This is a genomic window from Luteimonas salinisoli (assembly GCF_013425525.1).
Lineage (GTDB): Bacteria > Pseudomonadota > Gammaproteobacteria > Xanthomonadales > Xanthomonadaceae > Luteimonas > Luteimonas salinisoli.
Genome location: NZ_JACCKA010000055.1, coordinates 31,013 through 54,453 on the forward strand (window position 1 = coordinate 31,013; position 23,441 = coordinate 54,453).

At 69.2% G+C, this 23,441-nt stretch carries 27 protein-coding genes; 6 read left to right on the forward strand and 21 right to left on the reverse strand.

Annotated elements, in window-relative coordinates; all coding sequences use genetic code 11:
- Positions 1 to 12: 12 nt before the first annotated feature.
- Genes H0E84_RS08795 through H0E84_RS08810 form a run of 4 tightly spaced genes read right to left on the reverse strand, consistent with a single transcriptional unit; the run spans position 13 to position 3,964 of the window.
- Complete coding sequence (locus tag H0E84_RS08795) at positions 13 to 756, reverse strand: peptidase (RefSeq protein WP_180678274.1); 744 nt, start codon at positions 754 to 756, stop codon at positions 13 to 15.
- A 27-nt stretch (positions 757 to 783) separates the two neighbouring features.
- Positions 784 to 1,599, reverse strand: coding sequence for a transglutaminase family protein (locus H0E84_RS08800; RefSeq protein WP_180678275.1), 816 nt, complete (start codon positions 1,597 to 1,599; stop codon positions 784 to 786).
- Positions 1,599 to 2,543: an alpha-E domain-containing protein gene (locus H0E84_RS08805; RefSeq protein ID WP_180678276.1), complete on the reverse strand. Its 945-nt coding sequence runs from the start codon at positions 2,541 to 2,543 to the stop codon at positions 1,599 to 1,601. The genes H0E84_RS08800 and H0E84_RS08805 overlap by 1 nt, the downstream gene beginning before the upstream one ends.
- Positions 2,540 to 3,964 (reverse strand): circularly permuted type 2 ATP-grasp protein, encoded by a 1,425-nt coding sequence (locus H0E84_RS08810; protein WP_257644142.1) that lies wholly within the window; start codon positions 3,962 to 3,964, stop codon positions 2,540 to 2,542. The genes H0E84_RS08805 and H0E84_RS08810 overlap by 4 nt, the downstream gene beginning before the upstream one ends.
- Positions 3,965 to 4,120: 156 nt before the next feature.
- On the opposite strand from H0E84_RS08810, the gene H0E84_RS08815 reads away from it, so the two are divergent.
- Together H0E84_RS08815 and H0E84_RS08820 are read left to right on the forward strand one after the other, a co-directional pair.
- Positions 4,121 to 4,798 carry a TIGR00153 family protein gene (locus H0E84_RS08815; protein WP_180678277.1) on the forward strand — a complete coding sequence of 226 codons (678 nt, stop codon included), beginning with the start codon at positions 4,121 to 4,123 and terminating at the stop codon, positions 4,796 to 4,798.
- A gap of 10 nt (positions 4,799 to 4,808) precedes the next feature.
- On the forward strand, positions 4,809 to 6,056 hold the full coding sequence (locus H0E84_RS08820; RefSeq protein ID WP_180678278.1) for an inorganic phosphate transporter: 1,248 nt from the start codon (positions 4,809 to 4,811) through the stop codon (positions 6,054 to 6,056).
- A gap of 51 nt (positions 6,057 to 6,107) precedes the next feature.
- Here the strand turns inward: H0E84_RS08820 and H0E84_RS08825 are convergent, their stop codons facing one another.
- Positions 6,108 to 7,145 (reverse strand): GlxA family transcriptional regulator, encoded by a 1,038-nt coding sequence (locus H0E84_RS08825; RefSeq protein ID WP_180678279.1) that lies wholly within the window; start codon positions 7,143 to 7,145, stop codon positions 6,108 to 6,110.
- Between the two features lie 119 nt (positions 7,146 to 7,264).
- Here H0E84_RS08825 and H0E84_RS08830 point away from each other — a divergent pair, with 119 nt between their 5' ends.
- Complete coding sequence (locus H0E84_RS08830) at positions 7,265 to 7,726, forward strand: SRPBCC domain-containing protein (RefSeq protein WP_180678280.1); 462 nt, start codon at positions 7,265 to 7,267, stop codon at positions 7,724 to 7,726.
- Positions 7,727 to 7,829: 103 nt separating this feature from the next.
- On the opposite strand, the gene H0E84_RS08835 is transcribed toward H0E84_RS08830, so the two are convergent.
- From H0E84_RS08835 to H0E84_RS08845, 3 genes are all read right to left on the reverse strand, one after another.
- Positions 7,830 to 8,846 (reverse strand): endonuclease/exonuclease/phosphatase family protein, encoded by a 1,017-nt coding sequence (locus H0E84_RS08835; RefSeq protein ID WP_180678281.1) that lies wholly within the window; start codon positions 8,844 to 8,846, stop codon positions 7,830 to 7,832.
- A 193-nt stretch (positions 8,847 to 9,039) separates the two neighbouring features.
- On the reverse strand, positions 9,040 to 9,780 hold the full coding sequence (locus tag H0E84_RS08840) for a LysM peptidoglycan-binding domain-containing protein (protein WP_180678282.1): 741 nt from the start codon (positions 9,778 to 9,780) through the stop codon (positions 9,040 to 9,042).
- Positions 9,781 to 9,959: 179 nt separating this feature from the next.
- Positions 9,960 to 10,799 carry a hypothetical protein gene (locus tag H0E84_RS08845; RefSeq protein WP_219339654.1) on the reverse strand — a complete coding sequence of 280 codons (840 nt, stop codon included), beginning with the start codon at positions 10,797 to 10,799 and terminating at the stop codon, positions 9,960 to 9,962.
- 268 nt (positions 10,800 to 11,067) lie between these two features.
- Here H0E84_RS08845 and H0E84_RS08850 point away from each other — a divergent pair, with 268 nt between their 5' ends.
- Complete coding sequence (locus tag H0E84_RS08850; RefSeq protein WP_180678284.1) at positions 11,068 to 12,267, forward strand: S1 family peptidase; 1,200 nt, start codon at positions 11,068 to 11,070, stop codon at positions 12,265 to 12,267.
- A 184-nt stretch (positions 12,268 to 12,451) separates the two neighbouring features.
- Here the strand turns inward: H0E84_RS08850 and H0E84_RS08855 are convergent, their stop codons facing one another.
- From H0E84_RS08855 to H0E84_RS08910, 12 genes are all read right to left on the reverse strand, one after another.
- The gene (locus tag H0E84_RS08855) at positions 12,452 to 12,781 is read right to left on the reverse strand and encodes an alpha/beta fold hydrolase (protein WP_219339655.1); all 330 of its coding nucleotides are present in this window, start codon (positions 12,779 to 12,781) and stop codon (positions 12,452 to 12,454) included.
- Positions 12,782 to 12,902: 121 nt separating this feature from the next.
- Positions 12,903 to 14,279 carry an NHL repeat-containing protein gene (locus H0E84_RS08860; protein ID WP_180678285.1) on the reverse strand — a complete coding sequence of 459 codons (1,377 nt, stop codon included), beginning with the start codon at positions 14,277 to 14,279 and terminating at the stop codon, positions 12,903 to 12,905.
- Between the two features lie 137 nt (positions 14,280 to 14,416).
- Positions 14,417 to 15,112, reverse strand: a complete 696-nt coding sequence (locus H0E84_RS08865; protein ID WP_180678286.1) for a response regulator — start codon at positions 15,110 to 15,112, stop codon at positions 14,417 to 14,419.
- Entirely contained in the window at positions 15,109 to 15,828 is a 720-nt protein-coding gene (locus tag H0E84_RS08870; RefSeq protein ID WP_180678287.1) for a sensor histidine kinase, read from the reverse strand. The genes H0E84_RS08865 and H0E84_RS08870 overlap by 4 nt, the downstream gene beginning before the upstream one ends.
- Before the next feature lie 151 nt (positions 15,829 to 15,979).
- Positions 15,980 to 16,429, reverse strand: a complete 450-nt coding sequence (locus H0E84_RS08875) for a hypothetical protein (protein WP_180678288.1) — start codon at positions 16,427 to 16,429, stop codon at positions 15,980 to 15,982.
- Between the two features lie 23 nt (positions 16,430 to 16,452).
- Positions 16,453 to 16,632, reverse strand: a complete 180-nt coding sequence (locus H0E84_RS08880; protein ID WP_180678289.1) for a hypothetical protein — start codon at positions 16,630 to 16,632, stop codon at positions 16,453 to 16,455.
- An 11-nt stretch (positions 16,633 to 16,643) separates the two neighbouring features.
- Positions 16,644 to 17,045 (reverse strand): hypothetical protein, encoded by a 402-nt coding sequence (locus tag H0E84_RS08885; protein ID WP_180678290.1) that lies wholly within the window; start codon positions 17,043 to 17,045, stop codon positions 16,644 to 16,646.
- 5 nt (positions 17,046 to 17,050) lie between these two features.
- Entirely contained in the window at positions 17,051 to 17,317 is a 267-nt protein-coding gene (locus H0E84_RS08890) for a hypothetical protein (protein ID WP_180678291.1), read from the reverse strand.
- A gap of 61 nt (positions 17,318 to 17,378) precedes the next feature.
- On the reverse strand, positions 17,379 to 18,014 hold the full coding sequence (locus tag H0E84_RS08895; RefSeq protein WP_180678292.1) for a DUF2589 domain-containing protein: 636 nt from the start codon (positions 18,012 to 18,014) through the stop codon (positions 17,379 to 17,381).
- Between the two features lie 66 nt (positions 18,015 to 18,080).
- Positions 18,081 to 18,602: a DUF2589 domain-containing protein gene (locus tag H0E84_RS08900; protein ID WP_180678293.1), complete on the reverse strand. Its 522-nt coding sequence runs from the start codon at positions 18,600 to 18,602 to the stop codon at positions 18,081 to 18,083.
- Between the two features lie 148 nt (positions 18,603 to 18,750).
- Positions 18,751 to 19,761, reverse strand: a complete 1,011-nt coding sequence (locus H0E84_RS08905; RefSeq protein ID WP_180678294.1) for a hypothetical protein — start codon at positions 19,759 to 19,761, stop codon at positions 18,751 to 18,753.
- A gap of 277 nt (positions 19,762 to 20,038) precedes the next feature.
- Positions 20,039 to 20,971 (reverse strand): LysR substrate-binding domain-containing protein, encoded by a 933-nt coding sequence (locus H0E84_RS08910; protein WP_180678295.1) that lies wholly within the window; start codon positions 20,969 to 20,971, stop codon positions 20,039 to 20,041.
- 151 nt (positions 20,972 to 21,122) lie between these two features.
- On the opposite strand from H0E84_RS08910, the gene H0E84_RS08915 reads away from it, so the two are divergent.
- The gene (locus H0E84_RS08915) at positions 21,123 to 21,776 is read left to right on the forward strand and encodes a hydrolase (RefSeq protein ID WP_180678296.1); all 654 of its coding nucleotides are present in this window, start codon (positions 21,123 to 21,125) and stop codon (positions 21,774 to 21,776) included.
- Between the two features lie 132 nt (positions 21,777 to 21,908).
- A complete protein-coding gene (locus tag H0E84_RS08920; protein ID WP_180678297.1) occupies positions 21,909 to 22,802 on the forward strand; it encodes a pirin family protein in 894 nt (297 codons plus the stop codon).
- Here H0E84_RS08920 and H0E84_RS08925 read toward each other — a convergent pair.
- On the reverse strand, positions 22,753 to 23,418 hold the full coding sequence (locus H0E84_RS08925; RefSeq protein WP_180678298.1) for a dihydrofolate reductase family protein: 666 nt from the start codon (positions 23,416 to 23,418) through the stop codon (positions 22,753 to 22,755). The genes H0E84_RS08920 and H0E84_RS08925 overlap by 50 nt on opposite strands.
- Between the last annotated feature and the right edge of the window lie 23 nt (positions 23,419 to 23,441).

Consider the following 23,441-nt stretch of genomic DNA (forward strand, 5'->3'; position numbering starts at 1 on the left):
CGCGGCATCCTCCTACGGCGACAGCCAGTCCGGCGCCGGGATCCGCTGGTGCGCCTCGCTCAGCGCCTTCGACCAGCGCTCGCGGATCATGGCGAAGTACTCGTCGCCTTCGTCCATGCGCTGCTCCACCACGCCATCGATGCTGTCCTTGCGATAGACCAGCAGGTCCAGCGGCATGCCCACGCTCAGGTTGGAGCGCAGGGTGGAGTCCATCGAGATCAGGGCGAGCTTGACCCCTTCGATCAAGCTGGTGCCGCTGGTGATCGCGCGATCCAGCATGGGCTTGCCGTACTTGTGCTCGCCGATCTGCAGGTAAGGCGTATCGGTGGTGGCTTCGATGAAGTTGCCGGCGGCGTAGACATGGAACAGCCGCAGCGTGCGCCCGGCGATCTGCCCGCCCAGCATGATCGACACGTCGAAGCCCACGCCCTGCTGCTTCATCGCTTCGCCGTGGGTCTTGTGCACGCGGCGCACCGCCTCGCCGACCAGGGCCGCGGCGCGGAACATGGTGGGCACGGTGTAGATGGTTTCCACCTGGCCGGTTTCCGGGTCCGGCAGGCCCTCCTGGATCAGGTTGAGCACGGCCTGGGAGATCGCCAGGTTGCCGGCGGACAGGGTGGCGATCAGCCGCTCGCCCGGCACATGGAACTTCTGCAGCTTCGAGAAGCAGGAAATATTGTCGAACCCGGCATTGGTGCGGGTATCGCCCAGCATCACCAGGCCCTGGTCGAGCAGCAAGCCAACGCAGTAGGTCACTCGGCATCTCCCCAAAGACCGGCAATTCTACTGGGTCGCCTGCACCGATTGGGTGATGTGGACATCCACTTCCAGGGTTTCCTCGCCGCCGCCGCGGCGCATGCCGCGTACCGGCGCGGCGTCGCGGTAGTCGCGTCCGCAGGCCACGCGCACGTAGTGCTCGTCCGGAGAGACTCGGTTGGCCGGGTCGAAGCCCACCCAACCCAGGCCGTCCACGAACAGCTCGGCCCAGGCATGGCTGGCCGCGGGAAAGCCGGCTTCCATGGGACACAGGTAGCCGCTGACATAGCGGGCCGGGTAACCCAGGTGACGGGCGGCGGCGATCAGCACCTGGGCATGGTCCTGGCAGACCCCGGTACCGGCCTCGAATGCCTCGCCGGCGCTGGTACAGGCGTCCGAGGTGTCGCTGACGTAGTCGACCTTGTCGCGCACGGCATTGGCCAGCCGGTGCAGCCGCTCCAGCGCCTCGCCCTCGCCCGCCGCGGCGTCCGCCAGGGCGACGATGCCCGGCGACGGCTGGGTGAGCGGGGTCGGCTTGAGGAAGAACATCGGCGGCAGCCCGCCGGCGTCGTCGCCATGCACGCCGCTGCGGTCGCTGGTGCGCACCTGCGCGTGCACGGCCAGGTGCAGTTCGCTCACCTCGCGATCGATGGCGTGGGTGGCCACCGGATTGCCGAAGCCGTCCACGCCCGTGGGCCGCAGCACCTTGCCGTCCACCTCCACGCGCCAGGACTTCACCTTCTGGCTTTCGCTGGGCGCCGGCCACAGCCGCAGGGCCTGGACCACCAGCCAGGCGGGCTGGCCGTAGTGGTAGCGCGTGTCGTGGGCAATGGTGAGCAGCATCAGAACAAGTGTCCCTTGGCGATCTCCGCACCCAGCGCGCTGGTGCGGTCGATGATGTCGGTGAGGTACTCGTGCAGGCCCTCCTCGATGACCCGATCGATGCTGGCGAAGCGCAGCTGCGCGTGCATGACGTGCGCCTGGCGGCGGGCGGCGGCGGCCAGCTCCGGGTCCTGCGCCTGGATGGCATCCAGGTGCTGGGTGATCTGCTCGAAGCAAAACGCCAACGAGCGCGGAAATACCGTGCGCGAGATCAGCAGCTCGGCCACGTGCGCCGGCTGCACCCGGCCCTTGAACAACACCCGGTAGGCGCGCCGGGCGCCGACCACCCGCAGGATCGCCAGCCACTGGTAGTAGTCCACCACGCCGCCGACGTCGGTCACCTCGGGCAGCTGCACGTGGTATTTCACGTCCAGCAGGCGCGCGGTGTTGTCGGCGCGCTCGAGGAACTGGCCGGTGCGGATGAAGTGGTAGCTGTCGCGCCGCAGCATGCCGTTCGAACACACGCCATGGAACAGGCCCACGCGCGCCTTCACCCAGTCCAGGAACTCGGCCAGGCGGTCGGCGTCCAGCGGCCCCTGGGTGAAGTCGGCGAGCTCCAGCGAGGTCTGGTTCACCGCATCCCACATCTCGGTGGTCAGCGAGGTGCGCACCGCGCGGGCGTTGCGGCGGGCGATCTCGATGCAGTTGACGATCGAGGAAGGGTTGGCGCGCTCGAACGCCAGGAAGCGGATCACGCTGGCCTCGTCGGCCGACTCGTCCGCGGCATCGAAACTTTCCCCGCAGCCGGACGCGACGATCGCCGACTCCCATTCGCTGCTGCGATTGTCATCCACGCGCACGGCGTTCATGTGCCCGGCCACCTGCAGCAGGCGCGCCACGTAGTCTGCCCGCTCCATGTAGCGGGCCAGCCAGAACAGGCCGTCGGCGGTGCGCGCCAGCATCATTGCTCCAGCACCCAGGTGTCCTTGGTGCCGCCGCCCTGGGACGAGTTCACCACCAGCGAGCCGTCGCGCAGCGCCACCCGGGTCAGTCCGCCGGGCACGACCCGCACCTTGTCGCTGCCCGACAGCACGAACGGCCGCAGGTCGACGTGCCGCGGCGCCACGCCCGATTCGACGAAGGTGGGCACGGTGGACAGCGCCAGCGTCGGCTGGGCGATGTAGGTCTCCGGCTTGGCCTTCAGCAGCGCCCGGAAATCCTCCAGCTCCTGCTTGCTGGCGTGCGGGCCGACCAACATGCCGTAGCCGCCGGAGCCGTGCACCGCCTTGACCACCAGCTCGTCCAGGTGCTCGAGCACGTATTTCAGCTCGTCGGGCTTGCTGCAGTCGTGGGTGGGTACGTTGGACAGCAGCGGCTCCTCGCCCAGGTAGAAGCGGATCATTTCCGGCACGTGCATGTACACGGCCTTGTCGTCGGCGATGCCCGCGCCCACCGCATTGGTGATGGTGAGGTTGCCGGCGCGGTTGGCGAAGTGCAGCCCGGCGGCGCCCAGCGCCGACTCCGGGCGGAACACCAGCGGGTCGAGGTAATCGTCGTCTATGCGACGATAGATGACGTCCACCCGCTCCAGCCCGGCGGTGGTGCGCATGTAGCACACGTCGTTGCGGACCAGCAAGTCGGCGCCCTCGACCAGGTCGATACCCATCTCGTCGGCCAGGAAGGCGTGCTCGTAGTAGGCGCTGTTGTGGGTGCCTGGGGTCAGCAGCACCACGGTGGGCTCGCCGTGGCAATTGGGCGGCGTCACCGAGCGCAGGGTTTCCAGCAGCTCGTCGGCGTAGTGCGCCACCGGCGCCACCCGGGCCTGGCGGAACAGGTCCGGGAACAGGCGCTGCATCACCTCGCGGTTCTCCACCATGTACGAGACGCCCGAGGGCGTGCGGCAGTTGTCCTCGAGCACGTAGTAGTCGTCCGGCCCGGTGCGCACCATGTCGATGCCGGAGACGTGCGAATAGATCCGCCCCGGCAGGTCCAGGCCGTTCATTTCCGGCCGGAACTCGGCGTTGTGCAGGATCAGTCGCTCGGGGATGCGACCGGCGCGGATGATGTCGCGGTCGTGGTAGACGTCGTGCAGGAACGCGTTGAGCGCCTTGGCGCGCTGTTCCAGGCCCTGCCGCAGCCGCTGCCATTCGGCTTGGGCCAGCACCCTGGGGATCAGGTCGAAGGGAATCAGCCGCTCGGCGTCGCCGCCCTCGGTGTAGACGGCGAAGGTGATGCCGATGCGCCGGAACAGCACCTCGGCCTCGCGGCGCTTGAGCGCCAGCTGCTCGGCCGTGGCCGACTTCAGCCAGGCGTCGATCAGCGAATACGGCGGCCGGATGGCGTCCGGCCAGCCCATTTCGTCGAAGATGGGCGGCGTACTGGGCATCGGGATCCTGGGAGAACGCAACCCCTACCCTGACCTGCGCGGCATAAAGACGGCATGAAAAACAGACGGAGGAATTCCATCCGCCTCCCTTTCGTCGATAATGACGCTTCGATGACGGTCGACGCGCCCGTCGGCAACCACCCCAGGGAGACCTGCATGGCAAACAGCTTCGTCGCCAATCTTTTCGGTCGGTCGCCGGTGCGCCCGCTGCAGAAGCACTTCCAGCAAGCCGCCGCCTGCGCGCGCGAGCTCACGCCATTCATGGAGGCCGTGCTGCGCGGGGACTGGGACGCCGCGACTGCCGCGCGCGACCGCATCGTCGCCACCGAGCAGTCCGCCGACGACCTGAAGAAGGACGTGCGGCTGAACCTGCCCGACAACCTGTGGATGCCGGTGGCGCGCGCGGACCTGCTCGACCTGCTGATGATCCAGGACCGGGTGGCCAATACCGCCAAGGACGTTTCGGGCATCGTGATCGGCCGGCGCATGGCCTTCCCGGCCGAGATCGGCGACGTACTGATGAAGCTGGTGCGCCGCTGCGTGGATGCGGTGGACCAGGCCGAACGCAGCGTCAACGAGCTCGGCGAGCTGTTCGAGACCGGCTTCCGCGGCGCCGAGGTGGAACTGGTGGAAGAGATGATCGACCAGCTCGACGCCATCGAGGACGACACCGACCAGCTGCAGGCCGAGGTGCGCGCCGCGCTGTTCGTGCGCGAGAAGGAGCTGCCGCCGGTGGACGTGGTGTTCATGTACCAGGCCATCGAGTGGATCGGCGAGGTCGGCGACTACGCCCAGCGCGTGGGCAGCCGCCTGCAGCGCCTGCTGGCCCGCTGAGGACCCGCCGATGGACCAGATGACCCTCTACATCGCGCTGGCCGCGGTCTTCGGCCTGTACATGGCCTGGGCGATCGGCGCCAACGACGTGGCCAACGCGATGGCCACCTCCACCGGCGCCAAGGCGATCAGTTTCAAGCAGGCGGTGATCATCGCTGCGGTGTTCGAGTTCGCCGGCGCGGTGCTGGCGGGCGGCAGCGTCACCTCCACGATCCGCAGCGGCATCGTCGACGCCAGCCTGCTCGCCGGCACGCCGGAGCTGATGATCTACGGCATGCTCGGCTCGCTGCTGGCCGCGGCGGTCTGGCTCAACCTGGCCTCGAGGCTGGGCTGGCCGGTGTCCACCACCCACTCCATCATCGGCGCCATCGTCGGCTTCGCCGCCGTCGGCATCGGCATGGAGGCGGTGCAGTGGGGCAAGGTCGGCCAGATCGTGATGAGCTGGGTGGTCTCGCCTGTCGTCTCCGGCGTCATCGCCTTCCTCATCTTCCGCACGGTGCAGGTGTTGATCCTCGACCGCACCGACCCGATCGAACGCGCCCGCCGGTTCGTCCCGATCTACATGCTGGTCGCCGCCTTCATGGTGGTGATGATGACGCTGATGAAGGGACTCACCCACGTCGGGCTGGACCTCACGACCGGGCAGAACCTCGCCATCGCCACCGTCATCGCGGTCGTGGTGGCGGTGGCCGGCAAGCTGATCATCGCCCGCATCCAGGTCGACCCCGCCGCCGATCGCAAATTCCGTTTCGCCACGGTCGAGCGCATCTTCGGCGTGCTGATGGTCATCACCGCCTGCTCGATGGCGTTCGCGCACGGTTCCAACGACGTCGCCAACGCCGTGGGACCGGTGGCCGCGGTGATCTCGGTCGCGTCCACCGGACTGGTCGAGGGCCAGACCACGGTGTCGCCCTGGGTGCTGCTGCTGGGCGGTGGCGGCATCGTGCTCGGCCTGGCCACCTATGGCCGGCAGGTGATGCGCACGGTCGGCCAGAAGATCACCGCGCTGACGCCGAGCCGCGGTTTCGCCGCCGAGATGTCGGCGGCCAGCACCATCGTGCTCGCCTCCAGCACCGGCCTGCCGATCTCGACCACGCACACCCTGGTCGGCGCCGTGCTCGGCGTCGGCATGGCCCGCGGCATCTCGGCGATCAACCTCACCGTGATCCGCAACATCTTCCTGTCCTGGCTGATCACCGTTCCCGCCGGCGCGGTGCTCTCGGTGCTCTTCTTCTTCATCCTCCGCGCGGTGCTGTGACCAGGAGGGTGCGACCCGCGCGCGTGGGTACGCCTGCGGCCTGGGGGCGGCTCAGCGCCGCCCGCCGTCCTTCATCGTCCGGTAGCGCTGGCGATAGCGGGCCGGGGTGATCCCGGCGTGGCGCCGGAACAGGCGCCGGAAGAAGGCCGGATCCTCGTAGCCCACTGCGGCGGCGATCGCGTCGATCCGCGCCTCGCCGGTCTCCAGCATCTGCTTGGCCTCCTCGATCCGCAGCGCCTGCACGTACCCCATCGGGGTGTAGCCCGTGGCGTTGCGGAACCGGCGCTTGAAGCTGCGCTCCGGCAGGCCCGAGCGCTGCACCATGCGCGCCACCGGATTGGACGCGTCGTAGTGCTCGGCGATCCAGGCCTGGCAGGCGGAGATCACCGCGTCGCCGTGCTGGCGCGGCCGGGTCATCGCCGCGAATGGCAGCTGACCGTCGGCGCGGTCGCCGATCAGGAAGATCTTGGCGATCCGCACGGCTTCGGCCGGCCCGCAGCAGCGGCCGATCAGGTAGAGCGCGAGGTCCTGCCAGGACGAGGCGCCGCCGGTCGTGATCAGGCGACCCTCGGCGCCGCTGTCGCAGAGGATCCGCTCCGGCCGCAAGCGCACCTGCGGGTAGCGGTCGCGGAACAGGTCCGCCGCGCTCCAGTGCGAGGCGGCATCGCGCCCGTCCAGCAACCCGGCCTCGGCCAGGAACAGCGAGCCGCTGCAGGTGGAACAGACGATGGCGCCCGCCTCGAGCTGGCTCCGGATCCAGCCGGCCGCCGGCGCCCACCGGTCAGCGGCACCCGGCGCCAACGGCAGTTCGACATCGGTGGCGATCACGATGTCGCAGGCCGGCACCTGGGCGATGACCGCCTGCGGCTGGATCGGCGTGCCCACCGCCGAAGCGATCGGCGCAGGCGACATCGCCACGATCTGGGGGCGCATGCGCCGCGCGGCCACCGGTTCGCCGGTCAGCCGCTCCCACATCCAGCCCACCGCCGAGAACACCTCGTACAGGCCATACACCGCCATCGGCGTGGTCTCCGGCAGCGCCAGGATCGCCACCCTGACCGGCTCGTCGTGCCGCGACTCGGGAATCATGCCGCGACGTTGGCACGAATGCCCCGTTTTCGTCCAGAACCGCTCTCGAAGCCGCCTGAGCCGATCCGTAGCGTGTCGCCTGCGGACGATCGCATCCGCGCCGACCCCGAGGAACCGCCATGTCCCTGCCCCACGCCTGCGTGCGCCTGGATCGCACCTATCCCGTCCCGTCCTCCGCGGTGTTCGCGGCCTGGAGCCGGCGCGATGCCGTGCTCGACTGGTGCTCCCCCGGACCGGGCTGGACCTTCGAATACGACGCCTTCGATTTCCGCACCGGTGGGACCGACGTATGCCGCTTCGGCCCCGAGGCCGGCCCGGTGTGGACCAACCGCAACCGCTACGAGCAGATCCTGCCCCAGCAGCGGATCGTCTACACCAGCACCCTGTCCAGCGGCGGTGCACTCGGATTCGCCGGACTGGTGACGGTGGAGTTCGAGGACGCCGGTGGGCAATGCCGCATGCTGCTCACCGAGCAGGGTGCCTACCTCGACGGCAGCGACGATTCTGCCGGCCATCGCGCCGGCTGGAACGACATGCTCGATGCGCTCGGGGAACACCTGCAGCGCCGGCGCGTCGCTTGATGGCTCGCGCCTGGCGACTGGCTGCCGTCCCGGCAAGCGGCCTGGGCACGGCCGCCAGGCCGAACGCTGGCGGTTCGCCGGTGCCATTGGCCCCGTTTCTTCCCTAGTCCGGCACCGCCACGAACGGGTCCGGGCTGTTCGCGTCCGCCCCCAGCACCCGCGCCATCGCCTCATCGCTGCGGTCGGTGGCGAACTCGATCCACAGCGGCAGGTGGTCGCTGACGCGGGGCGACACCTGGCTCTGGGAGAACTCCTGGTAGACGGCGCCGGCGAAATCGATGGTGCCTGCCCGGCCGCTGGGGCGCAGGCCGAAATCCTCGCCCTGGAACCAGGCGATCTGGTCGTAGTGCTTGGCCACCTTGCCGGTGGTGGTGCGGACCGCCTGCAGTGCCTCGGGCACCCACAGGCCGGTTTCGACGAAGGCATCGAACAGCGGGTTGCCCTGGCGCTTGTCGATATTGAAGTCGCCCAGCACCAGCAGGTTCGGCTCTTCGCGGCTCTGGCCGCTGCGGGTGCGCGCGCGCAGCTCGTGCGCGGTGTGCCCGGCGAACCGCTGCAGCTCGGCCAGGCGATCGGCCGGCAGCTCGCCGTAGCGGATATGGGCGGTGAGCAGGGTGAAGTGCTCGCCGCCGGCACGGAAGCCAGCGATATAGGGCGTGCGGTCGAACTGCTCGGGCAGGCCGGCGGGCGCGGGCGGCAGGACGATCTCGCCCGACAGCCCGGAAGGCAGCACCCGCCGGGTGTCGTAGAGGTACGCCAGGCGCTCCGAATTGCCCTTGTCGCCGGCGGTCACGTCGGTGAGCAGCACCGCCCAGTGCGGGCCGAGGAACTCCGCCATCAGATGGCGCAACGCGGCGGTCTCGCGCTGCACTTCCTGCAGGGCGATCACGTCGAAGCAGCGGACGATCTCGGCGATCAGCGCCAGCGCGCGCAGGTTCCGCTTGGGGCTGCCCGGATTCTCCGCCCAGGCGGGATGGAAGCCGCCGAACTTCTGGATGTTCCAGGTGCCGACGATGACGTTGGCATCGGTCCGTCTCGCCGGCACACCGGCGCGGGCGATGCGGCGTCGGAGCCGGACCAGGTCCTCGGTGGCGGCCACGGAGTACTGGGAGTGATCCATGGCCCGCACCTCGCCGCCGTAGACCGTCTTCGGTCTTCGTGGTCAACGGGCTCTGGGCGGGCTTCAGGTCAGGCCGGCCCCGGCCCGCGCAAGTGGGCCGGGGCCGGTCCGAAGTACCGGATCTGGCCGCGCCGGAAAGCGGGTGGGCGGTTCGCCCCGTCCCTCCCGCTCGCCGGACGCGAGGCGCAGGGCATCAGCCCTCGTTGCGGATCTGCTGCGCCTGCTGCTGTGCCAGTTCGCGTACACGTGCGGCGGCTTCCGGAAGCCCCTGCGCCTCCAGCCTCTGCGCGATACCTTCCCCGGCCTCGATGGCGGCGCTGGCGCGATCCTCGGGGCTGTTGCTCCCGGCGAAGGTACGCGATCCGAGTTCGATCTCCGCCTGCGCAGCCGTCTCGAAGTCTCTGCTGGCGCCATTCGCGGCCTGGTTATAGAGATGCTGGTCGGAACCGCTGACGTTCGGCTCGCCATTCGCAACACGCGCGCTGTGGGAAGCGGACGCTTCCTTCGCGTCGACCCAGGCCTGCGCCGTCTCATCCGTCGTCTGCGCAAGTCCGGCGGCGTGAGATGCCGCCTGGTTGTAGAACTTCTGATCGGAACCGTCGACGCTCGGCTCCCCGTTCGCGACGCTCTCGCTATGCGTCTGCGCGGCCTCTTCCGCCCGGGTCTGCGGGTCCTGGGCTGCAGGCACGAAGACCACCTCGCCCGGATAGATCAGATCGGGATTGCGCTCCGCATATTGGGGATTGTTCGCCAGCAGCTCTTCGACGCTCGCGTATCCGTTTTCCTGCGCGATCCTGGTCAAGTTGTCGCCCGGCTTGACCTCGTAGGCCGTGGTGCCTGCGGGTGCTTGGGCCGTTCCGGCCCGGAGTTCGTCCAGAGTCACCAGCGCGGAATCCTGGAAGTTTGGACCGGTATAGGGGATCTCGCCGCTCATGGCCGCCATCCTTACGTTGTGGGCAGTGGGACCGCAGCATAGGGACGGCCACCTCGGCATCACCACTAGGGTTTGCCCCAGGTTCCCCGCAGTCAGCAAGAAGGGCACAGCGAAAAAAAGGGAATGGCATGAACTCGATTCCGGTTCCCTCCATTCCTTCTAGCCGGACCCGTCAGCTGCTAGCGCCCGGCCGAGCGTTCCACGAGGATGCGTTCAGCCAGCCATTCGTTGCGGCCGAGCTCTCGCGCCTGGATGCGCACGAAGTCCCCGCGCTGCATGTCTTCCGGACGGTATCTGCGGCCCTGGTACTCGACGGTGGTGCGGCCGTCGTAGCGCAACTGCAGGCTGTTGCCGTAACCACCGCTGTCCAGGCCGATCAACCGCGCTCGCGTATCGACGAAGGCGATCGAACCGCGAAGCTCCCGGCCATGACCGCCACCATAGCCACCCTCGCGGACGTTGCGCACGACCTGGACCGAGCGCGCCCAGAGTTCGCGCCCGGACTCCGCGACATCCACCCGGATCACGTCGCCCCGCTCCAGGCCTTCCACCGGGTGCTCGCGCCCCTGATACATCAAGCGGGTCCGCTGGTCGTAACGCACTTCCGCGCGCTGCGCGCGGCCGGAGCGTGGGTCGTCGACGACAAGGAAAATGCGGCGATAGCGGGTATCGATGCCATCGACGGTGCCCTGCAGCTGGCTGCCGTACTGCGATGGGTACCCCGGCTCGGGCTGCCCGGAACTCCCAGGGTAGCCGCCATAGTCGCCAAGGCTGGCGCAACCGGCGAACAGCAGGGCGCTTGCGGCCAGCATGATTCCGAGGTAGCGGATCGTGGCGTTCATGGCAGGCTCCTGGATCTCGGTAGAGCTGCCATATGCGCCCGGAGGCCGTGAAAGCCCGGTCGTCGCCGTGGCCCGTCCACTTCTTTCGAGGCGCTCCGGCGGGCCGCCGGCGACCGGCTTCGCGTCGCGCGTTTCGATCTCACCGACACGGCGGCGCATCGACGCCGTGGTGAGCAATGCCAGCTGCGGCCCGGCTCGAATCGGCCGGTCCGCACTTCGCCCCAGGCTCTTCCGCCACGATGGCGCTTGCCCGAGCGCCGTTCATCGCCGACGCTTTCCGCTGCTCTCCCGGCATGCGACGGGTGTCACCGATTCCCGCTTCCTGACCGCGGTGGACGGCACATTATTCGTTCCGACCCCGTGCTAGGTTTTTCGAGCGATCTGCCCGCCCCCCAAGGCCGATTCGCCAGCACTTTCCTGTTCAACTTTTCCGGGAGTTCTCCGAATGATCAAGTTCATTTCGAAGGTACGCCACGTCTGTACCTCGGTCGCTCTGGCGACCGCGATGCTGGCGGGTTCCGTTTTCGCCGCAGATATCGACCCCACGTTGAAAGCCGCGCTGGAGCGCGACCTGGGCCTGACCGGTCCGCAACTCGCCCAGTACCTCAGGGCAGAGCGCATGGCTGCGCGGTACCAGGAAACCAGCCAGCGCCAGCTGGGCCGCCACTTCGCCGGCAGCTGGATCGAGCGCAAGGCCGACGGCAGCCACAGCTTCGTCGTCGGTACGACCATGGCGTCGGCCAAGGTGCCGGCCGGCGTGGAAGTTCGCCACCAGCGCCACAGCCTCGCCGAGCTGAGCAGCGCCAAAGGGCAGCTCGACCAGGTGCTGGCGCAGGGCGGCAAGACACCCAAGGGCGTGTACGGCTGGTACGTGGACCTGCCGAGCAACAGCGTGGTGGTCAGCATCGGCCATGGCGGCGAGGAAGCCGCCATCGATTTCGTCGCTGCCAGTGGCCTCGACGTCGAGACGGTGCGCTTCGAAACCGCCGACGAGCAGCCGAGGCTGCATATCGACGTGCTGGGCGGCTACGGCATTCTCCGCGCCCCGGGGGACGGCTATCTCTATGCCTGCTCGGTCGGCTTCTCCGTCACCCAGAGCGGCAACCCCGGCTTCGCCACCGCAGGCCACTGCGGCGACACGGGAGAGGTCGTCTACTACGAGCCCTCGCAGTGGACGCTGGGCGTGCGGCTCGGCTCCTATGCCGCGTCCAACTTCCCCTCCCCAGGCCAGAGCGGCCCCGACTACGCATGGGTGCGTCTCGACAGCGGCCACACGCCCCGGCCGGTGGTCGAGGGCTACACCAGCAGCGACGTGACCGTGCGCGGCAACACTGAAGCCGCGGTGGGCGCGGCGGTGTGCCGCTCCGGCCGCACCACCCAGTGGCGCTGCGGCACCATCGAAGCCAAGAACCAGACCGTCAACTACGTCAGCGGCGAAACGGTGCTCAACCTGACCCGCACCACCGCATGCTCGGAAGGCGGCGACTCCGGTGGCTCCTTCATCACCGGTGGCGGCCAGGCGCAAGGCGTGCTCTCAGGCGGAAGCGGGGACTGCAGGCGGGCCGTCAGGCGCAGCCGGAGCTTCTTCCAGCCGCTCAATCCGATCCTGCAGGCCTACAACCTGACGCTGCTGACTTCTCCGTGACACAGCGCAGCGAACAACAAGAACGCCCCGGTCGACCGGGGCGTTTTTCTTGGTTCTTGTCCCAACTCAGCGCAAACGCTCAGGGGTCCGGCCTGGACACGCCAGGATCTGGAATCGCCCTGACACCGTTTTCCTGGACCCGTTTCCCCGACACCGTTTCCCATTGACACCGTTTCCCATTCGGCTAGCCGCCGTGCACGCGCGCCAGGAAATCGCGCATCAGCGCCACGACCTCGTCGAGATTGGTCTCCAGCAGCCAATGACCGCCGTCGAGCAGGTGCAACTCCGCGTCGGGCAGATCACGCAGGTAGGCGCGCATCGCTTCCGGCGCCAGCGCCCAGGTTGCCTCGATGTCGGCGTACTTCGGGCCGAGCGCGTCCTCGTAGGGGATGTCGCCGTTCTGGATCACCTGCGCGACCACGCGCGACGGGTCCATGATCGCGAGCCGCGCCCCGACAGGCGAGCCGAAGTCGTGCAAGTAGACCACGAACCGCTCGAGCTCCAGCGTGCGCACGAACGAGTCGGGCCGGGCGCCTCCGTCGCCTTCTCTCGAAATCGACCCACCATAGCGGGAGGCCTGCGGCCACATTCCCGCCAGGAGACCACCGGTGCGCAACCAGCAAGCTTACCGAGAGTCAGATTGGCGTGGTCGCCTCGATCAGCGCGCATGCAGGGGTGCGGGTGTGTGGCGACTGTTCGCGACGCCGCTCGAGCGGCAGCCGCAGGATCGTCGGCCCCACGGCCTCCGGGTCGGCGGCCACGTTCCAGTCGTCGTCGAGCCGGCGCAGCTGGGCGTTGGCGATGTAGTGGAAGGCATCGCCGACGATCACGCCGGTGGTCGCGGCGTCGTGCGCCGGGTGTCGACGCTCCAGGGCCTCGGCCTCTCGCACCGCAGCGGTAGCGGGATCAAGGACAAAGCGCGTGATCTGCTGGAAACCGAACCGACCCTGCACGGCGAGCAGGTCGCTGCCGCAGGCGTACAGGCCGTCGATGCCGCCACCCGGCACGCCGTCGGGCATTGCGAGGCGCTCGCGGCGCGGCACGGCGGCGGCCGGATCGAAGCGGCTGATGCCTTCGACGTGGGCCACGTACAGCAGGCCGTCCGGCAGCAGGGCGAGGCCGTTCGGATAGCTGAAGGCGGGATCGTCGGCATGCAGCAACTCGAGCGCCGAAGCGTCCGGACGCAGGCGGTAGACAGCGGCGCGTTCGCTGTCGCTGACGAACAGCGTGCCGTCGACGCCAAGCGCGATGTCGTTCAACAAATGCGGCAGGCCGTCGTCGGGGGCCGGGTAGCGCGTCGGCGGCCCATCGCCGAGCAGGTCGAAGGCGAGCAGCGCCGCCCGCCCGCCCTTCCCCCGCGCGTGCCGCGGCGCGGTCTCGCCGACCTCGAGGGTGGCGGCCCAGAGCGTGCCGCCGTCGGCCGACACCCGCAGCCCGAGCACCCGGGTGTCGGACGCGGCATCGAAACGATGGAATGCGGACGCCGGCTCGCCGTCACGCCACTGCAGGATCCCGCGGCGGTTCAGCGAGCCGATGAAGAAGCGCCCGGCGTGCGGGTCGTGGGCGATGCCCTCGGGGATGAAATCGATGTCGTCGAACTGCCTGGTTACGGTGCTCGCGACCCGCGGTTCGGCGTTTCCGGCCAGCGTCTCAGCCGCGGCGCGGAAGGCCGAGAGCTCGCGCAGCGCGGCGAAGGCTTCGTCCCCGGCGAGGTCGCGCACGCCGCCCTGGCGCGCGAGCCGCTGCAGCGTGGCCAGTGCCGCCGCGTCGTCGCCGAGCAGTGCCTCGGCGCGGGCCAGGTGCAACAGCGCCAGCGGATGATCCGGCGCGAACGCCAGCGCCTGCCCGAGCGCGCTGCGCACCTCAACCTGGTTGCCCGCCGCCAGCGCCTGCTGGGCGCTGCCCAAGGCCTCGGCGAAGCTGCGCGGGGGCATGGCGGAGAGTTCCAACGACGCCGCGGCGAGCGCGGCGAGCAGCAGCACGGGACGCAGCGACGGCAGGACAGCGCGCATGGGTCGGGCCTTGACGACGGCGCCGGAACGCCGGCGTGGCTGCCGACTCTACGGGCGAATGGCGATGGCCGCGTGTGCCGAAAGACAGACTCGCAAAGGGAGGCAGGGTGGACCGCCAGACGCTGCCATGTGCGCCATCACCTGCGCAAGGGCGGGCCGCCCGCCCGATAGCCGTTCTCCAGCGTCGTCAGTCCTTCCTGCAGGGCGTAGCGTGTCAGTTCGGCGACCCCTCCCAGATGCAGCTTGGACATGATGTTCTCGCGATGCGTGGCCACCGTCTTCTGGCTGACGTGCAGGCGCTCGGCGATCTCGCGGGTGCCGTAGCCCTCGGCCAGCAGCTGGACGATCTCGCGTTCGCGCGGCGTCAGCCGCACCACGCGCACGTGCTCCAGCGAGGTCGCGCGGTGCTGCCGGTAGTCCTCGATCAGCACGTGCGCGATCTTCGGCGACAGGTAGGCATGGTTGCGATCGATCGCCAGGATCGCCCGCTTCAGCGTGTCGAAGCCGCAGGTCTTGAGTACGTAGCCCGAGGCGCCGGCCGCGATCGCGTCCGAGACCATGCCGTGCGCGTCGTGCATCGACAGGCACAGCACCCGCGTGCCGGGAAGCTCGGAGGTGATGCGACGGGTCGCCTCGATGCCGCCCAGCCCGGGCATCGACACGTCCATCAGCACCAGGCGGGGCCGGTGCTCGCGCGCGAGCTTGACGCAGGAGAGACCGTCTTCGGCGAGTCCGACGATATTGATATCCGGCTCGGCGGCCAACATCTTCGCCAGGCTCTCGCGCAGCAGGGTGTGGTCCTCCGCGAGCAACAGTTCGATCGCGGCCGTCATGCACGGGCTCCCAGCTCGCTGCCGACCCATTGCTGCGTCGGCACGCGCAACCTGACGTTGCGACCGGGAGCGGCCGCCTCCACCCGCATGTCGCCGCCGACCAGCCGCAACTCGTGCCTGAGGTTGGTCAGGCCGAAGCCGCCCACGCGCCAGCGCTCGAGCGAAGGCTCCAGCGGCCGTGACCCATGATCGCGCACCGCGATCTCCACCCACGGACCATGGCTGTCCATGCTGACCCCGACGTAGGGCGAGCCAGCGTGCTTGCGCACGTTCAACAGCAGTTCGCTGACGCCGAGCAGCAGCACGCGGCCGCCCGCCGCGGTCGGCGGCGCGGGGTCGGCGGGCGCCTGCAGCGAGCAGCGCAGCTGCATTTCGCGCTCGGCCGCACGGCACAGCTTGATCAGCGCCGGTAGCATCTCCGGCGCTTCCTCGGGCACGTGCACCGGCTCCGGGATGAACACCGCCTTGCGCCAGCTCTGGTCCAGCTGCGAAAGCGCGCGGCGGATCTCCCCGATGTCGGCGTCCGACTGGCGGCCCTCTCCGGTTTCCAGGCGGTCGAGCATCAGCCCGATCGCCGCCAGGCACTGGCCGAAGTCGTCGTGCAGCAGCGAGGCGATCCGCTCGCGCTCGCGGATCTCGGGGTTGTTGTGCTTCCACAGCAGCTCGACCCCCTGTCGCCATGACTGCGACAAAGACGGGTCATTCCGGTTCGACATCGCTCCTCCCCCCATCTGCTTCCCTGCGCGAAGCGAGACCTGTATTGCCGGGGCGCGGAGTGCTTCAGGCAGGCCGGCTGCCGGAGTAGGCAGCGCCATCGGACGGCGCGGCGGGCGCCTGCCCTCTGACGCGCCCGCCGCCATCAACGGTTCATGGCGTCGGCTGCAGTGTGCCATCCCCCAACGGCTTGTCGGAGGCGTCGAACAAGGTGATCGCAGCCGTACCGTCCCTGGCCACCACCTCGAGGTGGCCGGCCAGGGCATGGTCGCAGGCACCGCCGTTGGCGTCCGTGACGTCGTAGCGATAGGTCTCGCCCGATGCGCCGGCATCGGCCAGGTCGATCCGGCAGTTGACCGGCCCGCCATAGCGCAAGCTGCCGCCTGCGCCGTTGGGCGCGTCGATCTGCAGGGTGGTGTGGACGTTCGGCGAGCCCCGGAAGCGGCTGCTGCCGGCCCAGGAGCCGGCCGGCGTCGATGCCCGGTCCAGGTTGGTTGGTGCCAGTGCCTCGCGCTCATGCGGCAGGCTTGCGTTGCAGGCGGTCAGCGCCAGCACCAGCGCACCGGCGAGGCCGACGGGATGGAACGATCGCGACGTATTCATGTGGACGACTCCAGGTCAGGGTTTCAGAAAATGTGCCGCAGCGCGATGCCGGCTGCGGCTATGGCGAGTGCAGCGGCGGCGGCGACGACGGCGGCGAGCAGCAGGCGGGCGTACCGTCGCGGCGCCGGTTGGGCGTTGCCCAGCGCCTGGTGCAGGCGGGCCGAATCGGCAGGCGACAGGCGAAAGGCGGAAACATGGCGCATGGGACGCTCCGCTACGGTCCGGCGGGGATGGCGAAGCGCTTGAATCCGCGGCCGTCGATGCTCACCTCGCACTGCGGCGACGGCGCATCGACCAGCTCGATTCGCAGGCGATGGACGCTTCGGCGCGGCCAGCGCCAGCGCGCCGGCTGGCGCAGCAGCAGGCGCACGGTCGACGTCTTGCGGCACGGCTGTAGCATGCAGTCGAACTCGATCGCCAGATCGCGAATCCGGATCTGCCGGAACGCGCGCAGGCTGGCGACCGAGACGCCGGCCGCGGCCGGCCCGACGGTACCGCCGCCCTCGCCCGCCATCGCCTGCACCTGTCGCCGGTACTGTCCGGCGGCGGCCCCGCGGGCGGCCTGCAATGCGGCGACCAGCCCGCCGAGCAGGGCGTCGAAGGGATATTCGCGCACGCGGTTCATTGGAGCTCGTCCGTCAACCACAGCGGCCGCCGGCGAAACCCGACGTGGTAGCACAGCCACTGCAGCACCACCTGGTGCTCTCCGATCTGCACCACGGTGAAGCTCTTCTCGACGCCGACGATGTGGCCGCGCGGCGACTCCTCCAGGCACCGGTTGAGCAGCGCGGCGGAACGCTCCACCTCCTCGGGACTGCGGATGCGCGCCGGGTTGTCGCTGCCCACCACGATGCGTCTGATATGGCGCACCTCGCTCAGATCGGACATTCGCCAGTCTCCAGGTCGGGCCCGCCCGGCATCACGGCCGGGCGGGCGCGCTTCGTGCAGTTCAGGCCGCCTGCTTCTCCGGCGTGGCCGGCGTGACGTTGCTGGGTGCGCAAGCCGACTGCAGGATGTCCATCACCCGGGCCAGGCCCTCCGGCATGCCGGAATCCTCCGCATGCACGGCAACGTGGTACTTGGCCGAGTTGTCGGACTTCCGCGTGCTCTCCTGGTGCGCCGAGACCGAACCCTGCACGTGCACCTTGGCGCTGAAGATGCCCCAGCCGATGGAGGCGTCGGCCGAGAACGAGCCGCTCTTGTCCAAGCTCTGGGTCGTGGAGAAGGACGACTTGACCTCCATGTCGAACGTCACGTCCACGGTCTTGATGCTCAGGTTGGGTACGTTGACGATCGCCAGCAGCGGCACCTCGAGCTCGACCTCCTCCTCGGCGATTTCGCCGGGCTTGGCGCCATCGACCGGCCGCTTGAACTTGAAGAAGGCGGTGCGGGTGTCGCCCACCGCGTCGGGATCGTTCGGGTCCGCCTTGGCGGGCGGCAGGAACCCGATCACGCGGATGAAATCCGCGGTCGCCTGGGCCAACTTGACCTGGGCATCGCAGGCGGCACTGAGCGGGCCGCCGATCAGGTCTCCCATCGGGAGACCGCGGAACTGACTGGACATCTGGACCAATTCATCGGCCATGACTGTTGCTCCTCGTTGTGGGTAGTGGATTCGAATCCCGGGCGCGCGTGCGCCCCTTTCCATCCGTCAACCGACGTTGACGGTCTTGACCACGCCTTGCGTCTGCGCCAGGTGGTTGAGCAACCGGGCGGCGCCTTCCGGCGCCTCGCAGCTTTCCACCCGCATCACCACGCGCACCGCGCCGAACCCGCGGCCGGCCGGGCCGGCCTGGGGATCGATATTGATCGTGGTGCGCGGCAACCCGTCTGCGCCCGGCCAGTCCTCCGCCTTTGCCGCTGTCCCGGCTGCCTCCGGCGGCTGCTGGGCGATTTCGCCGAGATTGGTGTCGAAGCTGATCCTGACGTCCTTGATCCGCAGCTGGTTGGTCGGTACCAGCGACAGCAGCGGAGCGCGGTAGAAGTCCTCGTCGCCGGGCGCGGCATCCGGATTCAGCGACGGCAGGCGCAGCAGCAGGCTCTTCGGACGGTGGTCGCCGTCGAAGTAGCCAGCCAGGTTGGCGACCTGGTGCTGTTCGATCTGGTCCTGCGCATCGATCACGGCGCCCGCGATGCCCTGGATCAGCGCGTCGAGGGAAACTTGTCCGGCCATGGGTGCGCTCCTCGATCGTCATTGATGGGGTTCGACACAGGCTGGCGCGGCGACGCCGGGCTGGATATCGGCACAGAGCTGATTCGGCGCTTCGCAATTCCCTAGACCCCGGACGGGCGAGCCCGGCGGGGCTTCGGGCGTACCCCGTTCAGCTCGGGATCGCCGGCTGTGGGGGATAGACGTGAAGCTCGCCGGCGCCGTGTGCGTACAGGCCCGCCACGTCCAGCGTGGCGAGGGCGACCCGCACCGGGTCGAGACTCTGGGTGTTGCCGGCCACGACCTCGAGCAGTTCGGTGTGTGCCGGACCGGGCGCGGCGGCCGAAGATGTCCGGCCGCGGTTGAGGCCATCCACGTTGAAGACCCAGCCCGTCTGCAGCGCGATGTTGGCGCCCTTGATGCTCATCCCGCACGATGGAATCAGTTGGAACGCGATCTTCGGCAGGTTGGAGGATTGCTGCAGGCGCCCCAACGCGTGGTCCAGGCAGACCTCGACGCCCCAGGTGAAGCCGCAGGCCTTGAACACCCCCTCGCCGCCGTAGTTGACGAACTGGACTTCCGAATCGACGCCGATGTCGCTCATCGGGTCGAGGTGGCTGACGTAGTCGAGCAGGAACGCCTCGTAGTCCTGCGCGCCGCGCAGTCCATCCGGAGACGTCGGCGAACTGATGAAGTCGATGCCGGAAAGCTTTTCCTTCATCACCACCCGCGCCGCGTCCGCGGCGTCCTGGCCGTAACCGCCGATCTGGCACGGAACGATGTTGTAGACCTCCGCGGGCTCCGTGTTGTCGTCCATCGGATCGACGTCGCCGGCGTAGCTGTAGGCGATCACGCTGCCGAATGCGAAGAACCAGTCGCGCCACTGCTCGTCCTGCACGAGGGCCTGCAGCCCTTCGACGACCCTGAGGGCCTGGTCGAGCGTGTAGGCGCCACGCGGGCCGCGGAAGTAGAACTCCGGCAGCATCATGACCTTCAGGATGCCGGCATCCGGAGCGGCCTCGTCCCGCGCGACCTGCAGCAGCGAACGCACCCGGGCGATGCGGTCGCGGATGTCGTCGTCGACGTTGCTCCTGCCGACATACGCGTAGGTGTTGTTGGTCGGGTCGCGCGCGGGCCCGGTGTTGATGGCATGGCCCAGGAACTGCACTTGGTCGTAGGGCATCTGGATTCTCCTGCGGTCGCGAGCGGATATGTCGCGCAGGCAGGGTCTCGCCGGGGGGCGCCGGCGAGCATCGGTCGAGCGCTGATTTGCGCCTTCCGGAATCCCGAATCGAAGGGTGCGGCGTGCGGATGCGAAACGCGGGCGGACGCCGGCCTGTGGATACGGCGCGGCGCCCGCCCGCAACGGCGCGCTGCGTCGCGCGATCCACCGCGTGAGCGACAGCGCGAGCGACGGCGTTGGCCGCCGGCCAGGGACGGAGCCCGACGGCCGGATGGACTCAGCGCTGGACGGGGCCGGCTTCGCTTCCCGGAGGCGGTGGCCGGCCGGCGCCCGCGATGTCGGGTGTCTGGCCGAAGCAAGCGATCAGCAACTCGGTCAACACCCGCACCTTGCGTGCGGGGTGCTGGCCCGGCGGGCGGATGACATAGATACCGGCCACCGGCGGTGGATGGCGCGTCATCACCGGGACCAGCGCGCCCGACGCCAGCCACTCCGCGGTCAGGCCATCGGGGAGCCAGGCGATGCCCAGCCCCGCCACTGCGGCCGCGACGAGCGCGGTGCCGTTGTCGGCCTTGAAGCGCCCCCGCGGGTGCACGGTGACGGTCCGGTCGCCATTCGTGAGCTGCCAGGCTTCCGTCCCCTGCATGAGGGCTTCGTGGGCAACGAGTTCCTCCGGCGTCTCGGGGGAGCCGTGCGCTTCGATATAGCCGGGGCTCGCGACGAGCCTGCCGCGGATCGGCCCGACGCGTCGTGCGACCAGGTTGGAGTCCGCCAGGTAGCCCACCCGGATCGCGCAATCGAAACCCTCACCGATCAGATCGACGAAGCGATCGCTGTAGACGGTGTGGATGTGGAGCTGCGGATGGTTTCGCGCCATCTCCGCCAGCACCGGCGCGAAATGGGTGGGGCCGAACGACAACGGCGCGGCGATGCGCAGGCGGCCGCGCAGCTCTCCGGCGGGCAGGATCGATTCCCGGGCCGCATCCATCTCGGCGCAGGCCCGCGCGGCATGGTCGCGGAACGTGACTCCGGCTTCGGTGAGCGCGGCGCCACGGGTGCTGCGCGCGAGAAGCTGCACGCCGAGCTCCCCTTCCAGCCGGCCGAGCCGCCGGCTGACGATCGACTTGGAGAGGCCGAGCCGGCGCGCAGCGGACGACACGCCCCCGGCGTCGGCAACTTCCACGAAGGTCCGCAACTCTTCGATATCCACGTCGGCGTTCCCGATTCCGCGACACAGTTTGGCACGGCATAGCGCTACCGCGCCACGAACGGCGATGGCACTGTCTGCCTTCCGGACGGCGCCATCCCGAGCGCCCGTCCCTCCCCTCCAACTTCGTTCGCAATCACAGCAGAGGACAGTCATGACTTTTCGCAACGGCCTCGATTCGCTACTTCGCCCCGAAGATTCGGTGTTGGTTCTGATCGACCACCAGCCCTACCAGCTCGCGAACCTCAACAGCCACGATCCGCAGATGGTGGTCAACAACGCCACGGCGCTGGCCAAGTCCGCCAAGGCCTTCGGCGTGCCCACCCTCCTGACCAGCGTGATCGCCGACCGCGGCGGCCTCATCTTTCCCCAGATCACCGATGTGTTCCCGAGCCAGGAGGTGATCGACCGGACCTTCATCAACACCTGGGAAGACAAGAAGGTGGTGGACGCGGTGAAGGCGACCGGGCGCAGGCAACTGATCATCGCGGGCCTGTGGACCGAGATCTGCGTCGCGATGCCGGCGATCCAGGCTCTCGGCGAGGGCTGGGACGTCACGGTGGTGACCGATGCGTCCGGCGGCACGTCGGTCGAGGCGCACCAGGTGGCCATCCAGCGCATGATCGCGGCCGGCGCCAACATGATGACCTGGCTGGCCGTGGTGTCCGAATGGCAGCGCGACTGGGCCCGCACCGAGCACGCCGCGGAGCTGACCGACGTGCTCAAGCATCACGCCGCCGGCAGCGGCATCGCGTTCCTGTGGGAACAGCAGCTGCTCAACACCCCGGTGCCGGCCGGCGCGGGCTGATGCGGAAGGGAGCGCCTTCGACGTAGGCTGCGTGACAGGGCCGAGCAGCGCCGCGTTGCGCACGAGCGCGCTCGGGTGGAGACTCCTGGAATTCCTCGCGCGGCGGCGCGCACACAAGACGGAAGACACGACATGGTCGAACTGGTCATCGAACAACGCCGCCGCAGCCTGGGCGGCGGAATGGAAGTGGGCCGCGTGCTGCCCTTCGCCAAGCGCCGCATGGTCGGCCCCTACATCTTCTTCGATCACATGGGGCCGCTCGACCTCCCGCCCGGTGTAGACCGCAGCGTCGACGTGCGGCCGCACCCGCATATCGGGCTGTCGACCGTCACCTACCTCTTCTCGGGCGAAATCGTGCATCGCGACAGCCTGGGGTACGCGCAGGCGATCCGCCCGCGGGAAGTCAACTGGATGACCGCCGGCCGCGGCATCACCCACAGCGAGCGGCTCGAGCGGGCGCGGGCGCAGGGCGATCGCCTGCACGGCATCCAGGCCTGGGTCGCGCTGCCGGCCGAATACGAGGAAGTGGATCCGGGCTTCTCGCACCACGCCGGCGCCGACCTGCCGCAGTGGAGCGACGGCGGGGTGCACGGACAACTCATCGCCGGCAGCGCCTACGGCCTCACCGCGGCCGTGGCGACGCATTCGCCGCAGTTCTACGCGCACCTCGACATGGAGCCGGGGGCGACGGCGGAAATCCCCGCCGGCCACTCCGAACGCGCCGTGTACATCGCCACCGGTGCGGTGGAACTCGACGGCGCGGACTACGCCGCCGGCAGGATGCTGGTGCTCGGCAAGGACGCCTCGCGGCTGCGGGCCGTCGCGCATTCGACGGTGATGGTGCTGGGCGGCGAGCCGGTGGGCGAGCGCTTTCTCTACTGGAACTTCGTGTCCTCGTCGAAGGAGCGGCTGGCGCAGGCCGCGGCGGACTGGAAGGCGGGTCGCATGAAGCTGCCCGATGCCGACGATGCCGAGTTCATTCCCCTGCCTGACGATCCTCCGCCGCCCCGTCTCCCTTCCTCATGAAGGTCAGGTGGGTCACGCCGCTCGGGGTCGAAACCGCCTCGATGGCGTAGTCCCGCTCGAGCGCCTCCAGGCCGTCCCAGACCCGGACCCCGCGCCCGAGCACGATCGGGACCTGGACCAGGTGGATGTGGTCGACGAGCCCGGCGGCAATGAACTCGCGGACCACCGTGGCGCCGCCGCCGATGCGCACGTCCAGGCCATCGGCGGCCTTGCGGGCGGCCTGCAGCGCCTCGGCGGGGGCGGCATCGAGAAAATGGAACGTGGTGCCGCCCGCCATCTCGAGCGGCGGCCGCGGCCGATGGGTGAGCACGAAGGTCGGCGTATGGAACGGCGGATTCGGCCCCCACCAGCCCTTCCAGTCCGGGTCGTCCTGCCAGCCGGGCGGTCCGAACTTGTTGGCGCCCATGATCTCGGCGCCGATGCCGGCCTCGTGGCGCGCCGCGAAGGCATGGTCGGCGCCGACGGCGCCCCCGGCCCCGGCCCAGAACCGGGTGGCGAACATCCATTCGTGGAGCCGCTCGCCGGCATGGCCGAACGGGGCTTCCCTGGATTGCGGTTCGCCGGTGGCGAAACCGTCGAGCGAGATGGACAGATTGTGGATCCGGGTGAGGGACATCGGCGTGCTCCAGTCGTGGGTTC